The sequence below is a fragment of the Novosphingobium sp. fls2-241-R2A-195 genome (assembly GCF_030209485.1).
Lineage (GTDB): Bacteria > Pseudomonadota > Alphaproteobacteria > Sphingomonadales > Sphingomonadaceae > Novosphingobium > Novosphingobium resinovorum.
Genome location: NZ_JARVRY010000005.1, coordinates 97,403 through 110,842, shown reverse-complemented (window position 1 = coordinate 110,842; position 13,440 = coordinate 97,403). Strand labels below are relative to the sequence as shown.

12 protein-coding genes are annotated in these 13,440 nt (G+C 64.8%); 9 read left to right on the top strand and 3 right to left on the bottom strand.

Annotation, left to right across the window (positions count from 1 at the left end):
* Nucleotides 1-188, top strand: a 188-nt coding sequence (locus tag QRN25_RS05310) for a hypothetical protein (protein ID WP_285017826.1), incomplete at its 5' end; no start/stop codon positions are given.
* Between the two features lie 461 nt (nt 189-649).
* Complete coding sequence (locus QRN25_RS05305; RefSeq protein WP_285017825.1) at nt 650-3,223, top strand: TonB-dependent receptor; 2,574 nt, start codon at nt 650-652, stop codon at nt 3,221-3,223.
* Between the two features lie 97 nt (nt 3,224-3,320).
* Here the strand turns inward: QRN25_RS05305 and QRN25_RS05300 are convergent, their stop codons facing one another.
* Nucleotides 3,321-4,124 (bottom strand): FadR/GntR family transcriptional regulator, encoded by an 804-nt coding sequence (locus QRN25_RS05300; RefSeq protein ID WP_285017824.1) that lies wholly within the window; start codon nt 4,122-4,124, stop codon nt 3,321-3,323.
* Nucleotides 4,125-4,555: 431 nt separating this feature from the next.
* On the opposite strand from QRN25_RS05300, the gene QRN25_RS05295 reads away from it, so the two are divergent.
* Genes QRN25_RS05295 through QRN25_RS05265 form a run of 7 tightly spaced genes read left to right on the top strand, consistent with a single transcriptional unit; the run spans nt 4,556 to nt 11,213 of the window.
* A complete protein-coding gene (locus QRN25_RS05295) occupies nt 4,556-5,338 on the top strand; it encodes an SDR family NAD(P)-dependent oxidoreductase (RefSeq protein WP_285017823.1) in 783 nt (260 codons plus the stop codon).
* Complete coding sequence (locus QRN25_RS05290) at nt 5,335-6,621, top strand: sulfotransferase family protein (RefSeq protein WP_285017822.1); 1,287 nt, start codon at nt 5,335-5,337, stop codon at nt 6,619-6,621. Before QRN25_RS05295 ends, QRN25_RS05290 begins: the two co-directional genes overlap by 4 nt.
* Nucleotides 6,622-6,670: 49 nt before the next feature.
* Nucleotides 6,671-7,921: an alkyl sulfatase dimerization domain-containing protein gene (locus QRN25_RS05285; protein WP_285017821.1), complete on the top strand. Its 1,251-nt coding sequence runs from the start codon at nt 6,671-6,673 to the stop codon at nt 7,919-7,921.
* A complete protein-coding gene (locus QRN25_RS05280) occupies nt 7,918-8,709 on the top strand; it encodes a sugar phosphate isomerase/epimerase family protein (protein ID WP_285017820.1) in 792 nt (263 codons plus the stop codon). The genes QRN25_RS05285 and QRN25_RS05280 overlap by 4 nt, the downstream gene beginning before the upstream one ends.
* Nucleotides 8,710-8,747: 38 nt before the next feature.
* A complete protein-coding gene (locus tag QRN25_RS05275; protein ID WP_285017819.1) occupies nt 8,748-9,602 on the top strand; it encodes an SDR family NAD(P)-dependent oxidoreductase in 855 nt (284 codons plus the stop codon).
* Nucleotides 9,603-9,612: 10 nt separating this feature from the next.
* Nucleotides 9,613-10,398, top strand: coding sequence for a carboxymuconolactone decarboxylase family protein (locus tag QRN25_RS05270; protein WP_285017818.1), 786 nt, complete (start codon nt 9,613-9,615; stop codon nt 10,396-10,398).
* Complete coding sequence (locus QRN25_RS05265) at nt 10,398-11,213, top strand: NAD(P)-dependent oxidoreductase (RefSeq protein ID WP_285017817.1); 816 nt, start codon at nt 10,398-10,400, stop codon at nt 11,211-11,213. Before QRN25_RS05270 ends, QRN25_RS05265 begins: the two co-directional genes overlap by 1 nt.
* 5 nt (nt 11,214-11,218) lie before the next feature.
* Here the strand turns inward: QRN25_RS05265 and QRN25_RS05260 are convergent, their stop codons facing one another.
* Nucleotides 11,219-12,064: an SDR family oxidoreductase gene (locus QRN25_RS05260; protein ID WP_285017816.1), complete on the bottom strand. Its 846-nt coding sequence runs from the start codon at nt 12,062-12,064 to the stop codon at nt 11,219-11,221.
* Entirely contained in the window at nt 12,061-13,335 is a 1,275-nt protein-coding gene (locus QRN25_RS05255) for an MFS transporter (protein ID WP_285017815.1), read from the bottom strand. Before QRN25_RS05255 ends, QRN25_RS05260 begins: the two co-directional genes overlap by 4 nt.
* Nucleotides 13,336-13,440: the final 105 nt, after the last annotated feature.

Below are 13,440 nucleotides of genomic sequence, written 5' to 3'. Positions count from 1 at the left end.
TCGGACGCAATCTACCCGTCGCCGAAACGAACATCGCATTGTTCACGGCCGACTATCAGGGCTGGCGGGAAGATGATCTCGCTCGCGAGGTTGGCGGCTATTGCGCCGAAAATCTAGGGCGCGCCAAATGCTGGCACGCAGGTGGGAGCGATCCCGGCGAAGCTGTTGTTCAGCGCTGGCGACAGTGATGGCGAAATTCGTAAAGCTGGTGGAAGATGTGAACTAGTAGGCAGCGATGCAGCGCACGCTCGTTCTACCCCGAGTTGCGGCTGAGGATCATCGCCATGTCCAGCCAATTCGAGCCCCAATCAACCCCGGTTTGCCTCCCGCCCAGCGTGGCTCTCCTACCTTGATTTTGAGCTAGGACCTGTGCCGGAGCAACTCATAAGGCGGCGTTATCGAACCATTCCGTACCCAATGCAGCCAAAAGCAAGGTGCTTTCTTGCGTCGCGTTGCAGTTAGAGTAACCTGAAATCGCCACAGCGCTTTGACTAATGATAAATTGTTCAGATAAAAGGACACTTAATGGATCGCACCTCGTCCGTGTGAGGAAGAACAAGCCGGTCCACGAGGAAAACGTGCCTCGCGATCAGTCGGGGGCGAACTATCATCGGTGAGCGTGGACAGCGTTTGCCCGGAGGGAGAGACAATGAAGAAGACCGCGCTGGTGCTCCTGGCATCCACCACGCTTGCGACGACCCCGCTACAGGCGGCTATCGCTCAGGATCAGGGCGGGGACGACAACACCGGGTCTCCTTCTGCGGGCGACATCATCGTCACCGCGCGCCGCGTTGAGGAACGCCTCCAAGACGTGCCCATCTCGATGACGGTGTTCAACCAGAAGGCGCTTGATCGCCAGAACGTGTTCTCCGCGAAGGATCTCGCGACCTACACGCCGTCGCTGACGGCAAACTCGCGGTACGGGGCCGACTTTGCCTCCTTTGCCATCCGCGGGTTCACCCAGGAGGCGCGCACCACGACCTCGGTTGGCGTCTATTTCGCGGATGCGGTCGTGCCGCGTTCCTCGCCTTTGAGCGCCTCGGGTGACGGTGCGGGCCCGGGCCATCTGTTCGACCTGCAAAGCGTCCAGGTTCTCAAGGGGCCGCAGGGGACCCTGTTCGGTCGCAATACGACCGGCGGCGCGGTTGTCCTCGTCCCCAATCGTCCGACCTACGACTTCGAGGGATATGTCGAGGCGTCCGCAGGCAACTACGATATGAAGCGCGTGCAGGCAGTGCTCAACCTGCCCGTGGGCGACAGCCTCCGACTGCGTTTCGGCGTCGATACGCAGGAGCGCGACGGCTATCTGCGCAACATCTCGGGTGTCGGTCCTCGCGATTTCGCGGACGTGGGCTATGTCGCCGCGCGGGTGAGCGCGGTCGCCGACCTCTCGGACAACGTGGAGAACTACACGGTCATCTCCTACACCCGCTCGAAGACCAACGGCGCGGCCTCGAGGACGACCGACTGTTATGCCAGCAGTGCCGCGGGCGTCGCCACCAACGGTCCCAACGGGTACAGCTGCCAGCAGATCCAGCGGGATCGCGATGCCGGCGACCTCACGGTAACGAACGCCCTGCCATGGGCGTACCAGAAGCTGGAGACCTGGCAGATCGTGAATTCGCTGAAGTGGCAGGTCAGCGACAATCTCACGATCAAGAACATCAACAGCTATGGGCAGATCATCCAGGACCAGGCGATCGACCTGTTCGGCGTATGGGTTCCGCTCGGCAACACGCTGCGCGTCCCTACTAGCACCGCGCCCTATTTCAGGACCGTCAACGTGCCCAGCCAGTATGTCGGGAAGGGCTGGGGCAGCGATACATCGATCAGCCCGCCGGGCCTTCACAGCGGACAGCAGGAGACGTTCACGCAGGAACTGCAGTTCCAGGGCACCAACTTCGGCAGCAACCTGACCTGGCAGGCCGGCCTCTACTATGAGCGTAGCCTGCCGCTCGGCTGGGCAGGCTCGCAGAGCATGAACGGGGTCTTGTGCGACAGTGAAGCGGAGTGGGCGGAATTTGCCTGCACCGATGCCTCGGCCGTCACCGGCGCGGCGACCGCCACGGGCAGCAGAAACTTCAATGTCGGCCGCGTGGCGTTCCGCAACATGGCCGCTTATGCGCAGGGCAGCTACAAGTTGACCTCGGCCCTGACTCTGGATGCGGGCATCCGCTATACCTGGGACAAGACGACGGGCAGTTCCACCAACATGGTGGCGTCCTATGCCGCAGCCACCGGCTGGAACACCCCGACGTTCACGTGCACCAATCCCGCCCTCACGTATGGCGGCTCACCCGCGACGTGCCTCGAGCGCTATAGCCAGAACTCGAAGGCGCCGACGTGGATGATCGGGCTGAACTACAAGATCATGCCGGACATCATGGTCTACGCGAAGTATGCAAGAGGCTACCGGCAGGGGTCGGTCAGCCCGCTGGCGGCAGTAGGTTTCAAGACTTACGAGCCCGAGCGCGTCGATGTCTATGAAGGCGGAATCAAGACGAGTTGGCACGGGGCGATGCCGGGCAGCTTCAATCTTTCGGGGTTCTATAACGACTTCCAGGACATGCAACTGCAGGTCTCGTTCGTCGATACCAACGGTATCGCGCCGAACCTGCCCTCTGGCCCGGCTGTGGTCAACGCCGGCAAGGCGCGGATCTGGGGCCTCGAAGCGGAAGCATCGATCTCTCCGTTCGAGGGCCTCACGCTTCAGGCCAGCTACGCCTATCTCAACACGAAGCTGCTCGAGTTCATTGCGCCGGATCTCTCGACGCAGCCGGTTGGCGGCTACAACCTCGTGGCAAGCACTCCGGTCGAGGGAAGCCGCCTGCAGTTCACGCCAAACCACAAGCTTTCGGTCACGGCCAATTACACGCTTCCGCTTCCCGACTCGGTTGGCCAGGTCAGCCTCGGTGCTACGTATGTCTACACTGGCTCGGTCTTCTACGGCGCCGATGCGTCCTTGCCGAACCGGGTCTACAGCGTATTCGCCCCCTCGGATCCCAATTACGACACGCAAGTCGCGCCAAGCTATGACCTCGTCAACTTCAACGTGAACTGGGAGAAGCCGTTCGACGCCCCCGTCGATCTCCAGGTCTTCGTGACGAACGCATTCGACAAGCGGTATTACGAGGCACGCAGCCTTTCCGGTTCGCGCGGCTTCACGTCGCGGTACTACGGTGATCCGCGCATGTATGGTGCGAGAGTGCGCTACACGTTCTGACCGGCAGACTGCACGGTGACGGGGCCGAAGCGGGCATTGCCGCTTTGGCCCTCAATTGAAGGCATGTGCTTTCGCCATGCCGGTGTTCCTTCCGGGATTACCGGGACGTGGGCATGCGCCCGAATCCCGCAGGCGGCAGCACGAATCTCGCGCGCAACTGCGATACGGATTCGCGAGCGCGTGCCACTTCGTCCTCGGCGTGGATGTCGAGGACCGCTGCAAGGACCCGGTCGTGCTCGGCCCTGAGTTCCCGGCCCGCCACATCGTGGTTGCCGGCCTGCAAGGCCGCCAGAAGCCGCCTAAGGGTTTCGTGGTCGGCAAGCGATCCCGCCAGCCACGCCCGCTGGACAAGACTGTGTGTTGTCGAGGTGCCGAGGCGGACCTGCCAAAGCTGCCCGATCATGAGGCTGAGGACTTCGTTTCCTCCCGCTTTCGCGAGGGTGACGTGGAATTCCGCCAGACCATGGTGCCAACTTTCGAAGTCGGCATCCGCGCGGATTGCCCCCTCCAGGCTTTCCGCAAGCGCGTCCAGCAGCGTTTTGTCGGTTAGGCCCGCAGCATGAATCAGGGCAGAGCATTCCAGAGTCGAGAGAGTGCCGAGAACTTCGAAGGCGGAAGCGTCCAGGACTTGGCTGCCGAGGGCGCGATGCGCGTTGACGACATATGTGCCCGATCCCACTCGCGTCTCGACCACGCCGAGCAGGTCGAGCGCGTGCAGAGCTTCGCGAATGATGGGGCGGCTGACACCCAGAGCCTGCGCGAGAACGCGTTCCGCCGGCAACCGTTCTCCGCGTTCGTACCGGCCATCGCGCAGATCCTGCATCAGACTGTGCAGCACCGATCGCGAGAGGCGCGCGGGTTCCTTGCCGCCGTGAGGCGGGAGGCCGCGTTGACGCACCATTGATCCTCACCCTGATTGACTAATTAAAGTACACTGTATGTCTATTTCGGGCTCTGAGCAAGGGTCTGCAATATGATTTCTCTTGGCTCACATGGAGTTGAAAGGCCGTGCCGATCGTTTGCGACGAAAGGCATGAGTGGACGAAGGCTGCCGCCGCTTGTCCGGGTTGATTCCTCAGGAAAGTAGATCGTCTCCGCGATCTTGCTGTGTCTCTCAGATCCGGCATGGAGCGGGTGGTGCATTTTTCCGCTCATTCCGAATGGTTGCTTGAATTTAGCGGCAAGGCCACGCCAGTTGATCGACTTGACATATATAAAGGATACTGTTTTTAATCCACGTGCCGAGACGGTCTTGTCGTTCGGCCGATGAAAAACAGATAGTGGAGTGGAGCGGCGATGGCTCGTCTACCGTGGGACTTGCAGGGGCGAGTCGTGGTTATTTCCGGTGGCAATGCCGGCATCGGCCTGGGTTTTGCCCGGGGCATTGCAAAGGCCGGCGGCGACCTTGTCATCTGGGGAAGGCGCCAGGACAAGAATGAAGTCGCGGCGGACGAGCTGCGCGGCCTGGGCGCCAAGGTGCTCACGCAGGAAGTCGATGTGTCCGACGAGAACCGGGTGATCGAGGCTTTCGCGCAGGCCGTATCGACGATGGGCCGCGTGGATGGCGCCATCGCCAATGCCGGCCTGATGATGAATCAGGGCTGCTTCACCAACATGACCGGCGAGGCGTGGCATTCGCTGCTGTCGGTCAACCAGCACGGCGCATTCTACCTCGCCCGTGAGGCCGCGCGCCATATGCGGGGACGTGCGGAGGCGGGCGACGCAGGCGGGTCGATCCTGTTCTGTGCGAGCCTGTCCGCCGTGACCGGCTCGATCGGCATGCAGCACTACAATGCCTCGAAGGGCGCGATGGCGTCGCTGGCCCGGGGAATCGCCGTCGATCTTGGCAAATATGGCATTCGCGCCAACACCGTCTGCCCTGGCTACACCGAGAGCGAGACGGTCAAGGATCAGGGCCCCGATTCCCCGCTCGGCTCGCAAGTGCGTGAGCGCTGCCCGATCCCGCGGTTCGGCACGCCCGAGGATTTCGAAGGGATAGGGGTCTACTTCATGAGCGATGCATCGCGTTACCACACCGGCGATCTGGTTAAGGTCGACGGCGGCTGGATGGCCAATGCCGGCAAGCTCAATACCTCGCTGGAGCGCCGCGCATGAGCACGTCCGATACCGTAACCGAGGTCAAGACCAAGGTTTTCCGCGTCGAGCAGTTCCGCGACCCGGTGCTTCCCGCCGAGCGGCGGGCCGAGTTGGAAGCCGCCGAGGCCGAGCCGCTGGACATGACCGTCGAAGCCGTCCTCGCAGACGCGCAGGCTCAGACGGGCTTGTCCGACTTCGGGGCGGGCGATTTCACCGAACGGCTGGGCCTGTTGCTGGAGGAGGTCGGGGGCAATCCCAACCTGTGGCGCTTCGCCAAGGCGAACTTCCGCGCCGCCTGCGTCAAGCAGGTCGCGAACCGCCTGAAGAACAAGGCCTACCTCGATGCGCATCCCGAGGTCGATCGCGAGGTCATCGACCGCCCGATCATCATCGTCGGCCTGCCGCGCTCGGGCACCACGCATCTCGAGAACCTGATCGCCGCCGATCGCCGGCTGCGCCACCTGCCGGTCTACCTCGGCTCCGAGGCAGTGCTCGCGCCCGGCGAAGCGCCGGGGCCGGACGGGGTCGATCCGCGCTGGCTGCGTTCCAGCGCGCACTGGGACCGGATGAAGCAGAACGCCATCATGGCCGCGATGCACGAGCATTCGCCGGACCACGCCTGCGGCGAGAACGAACTGCAGATGCCCGATTTCACCACCTATCAGTGGGAATGGATGGCAGAGGTGCCGCGCTGGCGCGATCATCTGCTCGGCCACGACCAGACGCCGCATTACGCCTATGGCAAGCGGATGCTCAAGGCCATCGCTCACCAGTTCCCGTCGGATCGGCGCTGGATCCTCAAGGGCAACCAGCATTCCGAGCAGATACCCGCGCTCGTCGCCAACTATCCGGACGCCTATGTCGTCCAGATCCACCGCGACCCGCTGGCATTGCTGCAGTCGGTGCTGACCATGCGGGGCCTTTCCGTCCTCGCGCACCAGAAGCAGCCGGACATCCAGGAGCATGTCGCCTACTGGGTCGATCGCATCGAGCGCATGCTGCGCGCGTATTTGCGCGACATGGACACGGTGCCTCAGGGCCAGCGGCTCGACATCCTGTTCGGAGACGTCATCGCCGACGATGTCGGGACCGCGCAGAAGGTGCTGGAGTTCGCCGGGCTCCCCTCGAGCGAGGACAGCATCGCCGACATGCGCGAATACATGGACAGCCATCCGCGCGGCAAGGACGGGCGGGTGGTCTACGACCTCGCCGGTGACTTCAACCTCGACATCCCGGCGCTTCGGGAGCGCTTCGCGTTCTACCTCGACCGCTTTCCGGTTCGGGTGGAAGTGAAGGTCTGAGCAGCCGATTTCGCTGCCGCAAAGAAAACAAGACTTCGGGAGAATGGACATGACCCAGACGACTCGGGACGCCAATGAACCCCTCAATGCCCAGATCATCAACGACGGCGCCGGGCGGCAGGATGCGGTCGATCTTGGCCATGGCATCTTCATGTCCAGGGACGTGTCCAATCTCTATCTGGTGACGACTGCGGACGGCAACGTCCTCGTCAACACGGGCATCATCTATAGCGCGGCGGAGAACAAGCGCCGCTTCGATGCCGTCTCCGACCAGCCGATCCGCAGGATCGTCCTGACCCAGAGCCACGAGGATCACATCGGCGGCTGGCCGACCTTCAGCGGCCCGGACGTGGAGACCATCGGCCAGGCGAACCTGCCGTTCGTGCGCAAGCAGTACCGCGATCTCGGCCCCGCCATGGGCGCGCGCTCTCGCCGGTTGTGGAGCCGCGACCAGAAGCGCGAGCTGACCGAGCGGCCCGAGCCGGTGCTGACCACCACGTTCCACGACAGCCACCGCTTCGAACAGGGCGGCCGCGCATTCGAGCTGCTGTCGGTGAAGGGCGGGGAAACGGTCGACTCGCTTGCCGTCTGGCTGCCGCAGGAGCGTATCGTCTTCACCGGCAACATGACCGGGCCGATCTTCGGCCACGTGCCCAATCTCTACACCGTGCGGGGCGAGCGCTATCGCTATGTGCAGTGGTACATCGACAGCGTGCAGCGCGTCATCGATCTCGAACCCGAAGTGCTCATCACGGGCCACGGGGAGCCGGTGCGCGGCGCGGCCGAGATCCGCTCCCGCCTGACCCGCATGCGCGATGCGGCGCAGTACCTGCGCGACCGGACCTTCGAGGGTATGAACGCCGGCAAGGGCCTGTGGGAACTGATGGATACCATTCGCCTGCCCGACGAACTCGCCATCCCGCAAGGGCACGGCAAAGTGCCCTGGATCGTACGTTCCATCTGGGAGGAGCATCTGGGCTGGTTCCGCTACGAATCCTCCACCGAACTCTATGCGGTTCCGCCCCAGGCCGTGTTTCCCGAACTCGTCGCGCTCGCGGGAGGCCATGCGCCGATCCTCGTGCGGGCTAGGGCGCTGCTGGAGGAAGGCAAGCCGCTCCACGCGCTCCATCTGGCCGAGGCCATTCCCGCCGGGGTGCCCGGGCATCGTGACGCGCTCGGCGTCCAGCTTGCGGCCCAGCGGGCGGTGCTCGAAGGCGCGGGGCGGGAGAACTTCAGCGAAGTGCGCTGGCTCGAAAGCGAAATTCTCCGGCTGGAGACTGCGCTGGGTGAAGCGCAGTGACCCATCCGCGTCTGTCTCTGGATGCCATGTGCACGTTCCGGTGGCCGTTCGAGCGCGAACTAGCACTGTGGAAGGACGTGGGCGTCAGGCACGCGGGCCTGCTGATGAACAAGATCGCTGACGATCCGGAGCGCCACCTTGGTGCGCTCGACGATGCCGGTATCCGCATCAGCACGCTCATCACCGCAGGTTTCCAGCTCGCCGCGCCCGAGACGTGGGATGCGACGCGCGAAACGCACAAGGCGATGATCGACCTGGTCGCGGCGCATGGCGGCCATTCGATCTATTTCACCAGCGGTCGGACGGTGCGCTGCGACTGGGACGAGGATGTGGCGCTGTTCGCGCAGGCCGTCGCGCCGACCGTCGAGCATGCCCGCGCAAACGGCGTGATCGCTGCCTTCGAACCCAGCTTGCGCACCAGTGTTTCGTTCTGCACGCGCCTTGCCGACGCGGTGGACATCGCCGAGCGAACCGGGCTCGGGATCGTTTCCGACTTCAGCAACAACTGGATGGAGCGGGGCCTTGCCCAGACCCTGAAGCGCGCCATGCCGCACATCGCGCTTGTCCAGATCGGCGACATCGCCATCTCCGGACCGGGCGGGCGCTTGCATGTCGGGCAGGGCGACCTGCCGCTCGGCCGCATGATGAACGACGTCCTGGAAGCCGGTTACGAGGGCGTGTTCGACCTTGAGGTCGTGCCTGCGGACTACACCGCAGATACCGCAGAGGCCGAGTTCCGGGCGGGTATCAATGCGGCTTCGGACCTGCTTTACGCGGCCGGGATCTGAGCGCCGGCCGCGAACAATAACGGGAGAGGAACGGGAAGATGTCTACATTCGAAGGCAAGACGGCGCTGATCATCGGCGCCGGGCAGAACATCGGTCGCCAGATCGCCCTCGAATGGGCCCGCCGCGGCGCCCGCGTCGCGGTTGCCGACATATCGAGGGACGGGGCCGAAGAGACCGCCGAACTCGTGCGCGCACTGGGCGCGGAGAGCACCGGGCTGCATTGCAACGTGCTCGACGAGGCGTCGGTGCTGGAAGCCATCGATGCCGCCGAAGCCGCGCTCGGCCCCCTCGACATCCACATGAACAATGCAGGGATACTCTCGGGCGGCAATCCCGAGGACATCCCGCTCGCCGAATGGCAGCGCATGTTCGACGTCAATCTCTTCGGCATGGTGCGCGCCAACGCCATTGTGGTTCCGCGCATGATGGGACGCGGCGAGGGGCACATCGTCAATACGGCCAGCTTCGCCGGCCTCTATCCGTTCGCCGCGAGCCGCATTCACTATGCGGCGTCCAAGGCGGCGGTGCTGTCCATGTCGCAGAACCTCGCGCTCTATCTCATGCAGTTCGGGATTCGCGTGAGCTGCCTGTGTCCCGGCCCGGTCATGACGACCTCGCCCGATGCGATGAAGCATTTCAGCGAAGGCTACACGATGCGCGCGCCCGGAAGCCATCTGTTCGTCAAGTCGCAGCCCGAGACGGCACGGATCCTGTCCGATGCGATGGAGGGCGGGGAGATCGTCGTGCCCACCCACGAGGAGGTCTGGACGACGCTGGCCGAGGTCGCCGCGAACCCCGATGCCTTCATCGAGAAGAAACATGCCGAATTCATGGCGGGCGACCCCGGCAAGCCGGGCATCACCCAGGCCGTCATCGATTCGATCCGGGGCTGAAGGGACGAGAATGACCTTGCTCGATCCCCACGAACGTTCGGCGCGCGGTGCGCAGGTCGCGCTGCGCGCCACCGCGCGCGAGCACGAGGTTCCGGCCACGCCGACCGAGGCGAGCTGGCGCGATTTCATCTTCGCGGAAATCTGGGCGCGGCCGGGCCTCGAGATGCGCGCCCGCTACCTGATCTCGATCGCCAGCGCGGCCAGCAGCAACGGTCCGGCCGATCTTGTCGAGGATTACATTCGCGGCGCTCTGGTTACCCGTGAACTGACTCAGCCGGAGCTGCGAGAGGCGGCGTTGCACCTCGCCGTCTATGCCGGGTGGTCGCGCGGCGTGGAACTGGATCGGGCGATCACCCGCGTGACGAGGGCGCTGGGGGACCAGGTCAGCGAATACGACGCGATCAGGGCCGAGCCCTGGGATCCGGATTTCCGCGTGCGGGACGGCATCGACGAATTCAACACGGTCATGGGCTTTCCGGGACCGCCGCCGATGACCCCGTATTTCGAGGCGGGCATCGACAATTTCGTGTTCGGGGAAATGTGGAAGCGCGGCGCACTTGACCAACGCTCGCGGCGATGGATCACGCTGGTCGGCGTGTCCGAAAGCTGCGCGGCGACGCCGATCAAGACGCACTTCTACGCGGCGCTTTCGAGCGGCAACTGCACCGCGGAGGAATTGCAGGAGTTCGTCCTGCAGTACGCCGTCCATGCAGGGTGGCCGAAGGCTTCCGTGATCCAGGGCGCGGTGCTGGCGATGATCAGGAACCACCGGGAAGGTCTGCCGTGGGACGCATGATGAACACGCAGCCCATCCGGACCGCCTTCGTCGGCCTGGGCAGCCAGGGCGCGCCCATGGCCGAGCGTATGCTCGCCGCAGGCTTCTCGCTGACGGTCTGGGCGCGGCGGCCGGAGGCGCTCGCCCCGTTCGTGGCGCAAGGCGCCCTGGCGGCGGCATCTTTGCCGGAACTTGCCGCCTGGGCCGATCACGTGGGTATCTGTGTGGTCGACGATGCCGGCGTTGCCGCTATTTGCGAGCAATTGCTGCCCGCGATGCGACCGGGCAGCCTGCTGGCGATCCACTCCACGATTCTGCCCGAAAGCTGCGAGCGCCTGGCGCGCCGCTGCGAAGCGGCCGGGATCGCATTTGTCGATGCCCCTGTCAGCGGCGGCGGCGGGGCGGCAGCGGCAGGCTCCCTGACGGTGATGTGCGGCGGCGCGGAGGAAGCCTTCGCAAAGGCGAAGCCGGTTTTCGAGGCATTCGCCGGGCTGCTGGTGCACCTCGGGGCTGCCGGAGCCGGGCAACGCGCGAAGATCGTGAACAATTCGCTGATGGCGGCCAACATGGGACTGGCTCATGCCGCCCTCGCGGCAGCCGAGGCGCTCGGCATAGACCGCAAGGCGGCGGCAGAGCTGATCAAGGGCAGCAGCGGCCGCAGCTTCGGCTTCGAGGTCTATGCGCGACTTTCGCGTCCCGAGGACTTCGAGCACGGCGCGGCGCTCCTGCGCAAGGATGTCGCCCTCCTGAGGGCAAGCCTTGGCGTGAATGGACCGGGTCTCGTCCTGGACGAGGCCGCCGCCGACTTTCTCGATGCGGCCGTGCATCGCGCATAAAGCGGCTATCCCTGCGGATATCCGAGCGCGGCGGAAAGCCCGCCGTCCACGAGCAGATCGGTCCCGCTGATGAACGATGCGCGATCGGAAGCCAGGAATTCGACAGCGTCGGCGATTTCCGACATGGCGCCTTCGCGCGACAACGGGGTTTGTGCGAACATTGCCCGCTTGCCCGCGCTCTTCTCATAGGCAAGCGCGCCCATGGGCGTCGCGATGAGGCCGGGCGACAGCGACACGATACGCGCGCCGACCCGGCCCCAGTCCGCCGCCTCGCGCCGCGCCATCTGGAGAAGGCCGACTTTCGAGAGCGCGTAGGCGGCCGCAGGCGTGGCATTTTCGGCGCCCAGTACCCCGGCGACGCGGTCGGCGAGGTCCGGTGCGGCGGGCATTGCGAGGACCTCGATCAAGGCTGGTGACGGGCGGGCGCTGTGAGCGGCCAGCGACGCGATGAGGATGGCGCTTGCACCCGGCCGGGCGAGCGGCCGCAACGCTGTAGCAACCAGCGCTGGTCCACGCAGGTTCACCGCCAGTATTCTCGCAAAATCGTCGGCCGCAATCGACAGGCCCGCAACGTGCACCAGACAGCGAAATCCGCCCAAACCTTCCGCCATGCGGGAGAGCGCCGCGACTGCGCCGGTGTCGGTGACATCGCATGCGAGCGGATGGACATCCGCGCCGTCACGGGCGAGTGAATCGGCCTGTGCACGGGCTGCCTCACCATCGATGTCGGCCAGCAGCACGCGGTGGGTCTGCGCCATGCGCCTTGCTACGGCCAAGCCCATCCCACCGGCGCCGATGACGACCGCCAGCGGAAGGTCGGGCCTCTGGATCCGGCCGGGAACACCGCTCATGCGGGGGCGCTTTCGTCATTGCCGGGCAGGGCAGGTGTCCAGTCCGGATAGGCGCCAAGGCTGAACACGATCAGGCCACTGACGATCGAAATGCTGACACCGGCGAGGAGAAGGGGGGAGTAACTGCCGAAGGCGTCGTGCGCCATGCCGGCGGAAAGCGGGCCGATGGCCGAGGCCAGCGCGATCATGCTCGTCATCACGCCGAAGATCGCGCCGTAATGCCGAAGGCCCGCGTAGCGCGCGGTCAGGTAGCTGCACAGCTGCATCTTCGTGCCGGCCGCATAGCCGCTGATCATCATGCCCACGACGACCAGTGACGGCGTGGCGACCCCGTCCATGAGCAGGGGCCAGGCGATAGCGGTCGATGCCAGCGTCAGGCCGCCGATCCAGCGGGCATGAAAGCGATCGACCAGGGTTCCGGTGATGAGTTTGCCCGCAACGCCGGCGATCCCGGATAAGCTCACGAGCCAGGCGGCACTTTCGCGCGAGACCCCGGCCTCGACCAGAATGGGGAACTGATGCACCACGACGGCGATGGTCGCGGTCAGGATAAGGAAGGTCGCGATGGCGACCTTCCAGAGCGCGACACTGCGCCACGCCTGCGCGATCGTCAGGCCGGGCACGTCCGAGGCCGGTGCCGGTTTCCGGGCTCGCCGGTCACCGGGCGTGGCGGCTGCGCTTTTCCCGCTGAGGAACAGCACGGACAGGACGAAGGCAACGCCGCCCCAGCCGAGGCCCAGAATTACGAATGCTTCCCGCCAGCCGAAATGCGTGATCAGCCAGTTGCTGAGGGGCGGCGCGATGACCTGCGCCAGCGCGGTGCCCGACATGGTTATGCCAAGGGCGAGCCCGCGGCCCTTGGTGAAAGTGGCCGCCACGGCAGTGGACCAGAGCGTCGACTGGACGAACAGGACGAACACCCCCCACACCAGCCACAAGACGATCCACTGCACGAACGAGCCCGACGCGAGCGCGAAGGCGCAGATGGACGCGGTCGTGAGCACCAAGCCCGGCAAGGCGATGCGGCGCACTCCGCTGCGGTCGATCAATGCCCCGATGAACGGCGAGAGCACGATGGAAATCAGGGCAGCTGCGGCGAGGCCGCTCGAAAGCTGCGTGCGGTCCCATCCGAAGTCGCGCGCCAGCGGGTCCATGAACACCCCGGCGGCGGGGGTCATGAACGACATGAACGAGAAGCCGATCGAAGAGGCGAGCACGACCGGCCAGTAGCGACGCCACTCGGCCGATGCGGAAACGAGCTCTCCAGTCATATGCAACCTCTCCCTTGTGCCCAGGCTTGTCGCGGTGCGCGATTCTTCTTTGGGAGATCAGTATGGGGCGAGGACAGAGGTCGTCCACTAAAAGTATCCTCTTTT

Bases quoted from the DNA above. Each gene is read 5' to 3' on its own strand.
- QRN25_RS05265 (WP_285017817.1), top strand. From the start codon at position 10,398: ATGAACACGCAGCCCATCCGGACCGCCTTCGTCGGCCTGGGCAGCCAG.
- QRN25_RS05255 (WP_285017815.1), bottom strand. From the start codon at position 13,335: ATGACTGGAGAGCTCGTTTCCGCATCGGCCGAGTGGCGTCGCTACTGG.
- QRN25_RS05285 (WP_285017821.1), top strand. From the start codon at position 6,671: ATGACCCAGACGACTCGGGACGCCAATGAACCCCTCAATGCCCAGATC.
- QRN25_RS05290 (WP_285017822.1), top strand. From the start codon at position 5,335: ATGAGCACGTCCGATACCGTAACCGAGGTCAAGACCAAGGTTTTCCGC.
- QRN25_RS05300 (WP_285017824.1), bottom strand. From the start codon at position 4,124: ATGGTGCGTCAACGCGGCCTCCCGCCTCACGGCGGCAAGGAACCCGCG.
- QRN25_RS05275 (WP_285017819.1), top strand. From the start codon at position 8,748: ATGTCTACATTCGAAGGCAAGACGGCGCTGATCATCGGCGCCGGGCAG.
- QRN25_RS05260 (WP_285017816.1), bottom strand. From the start codon at position 12,064: ATGAGCGGTGTTCCCGGCCGGATCCAGAGGCCCGACCTTCCGCTGGCG.
- QRN25_RS05270 (WP_285017818.1), top strand. From the start codon at position 9,613: ATGACCTTGCTCGATCCCCACGAACGTTCGGCGCGCGGTGCGCAGGTC.
- QRN25_RS05305 (WP_285017825.1), top strand. From the start codon at position 650: ATGAAGAAGACCGCGCTGGTGCTCCTGGCATCCACCACGCTTGCGACG.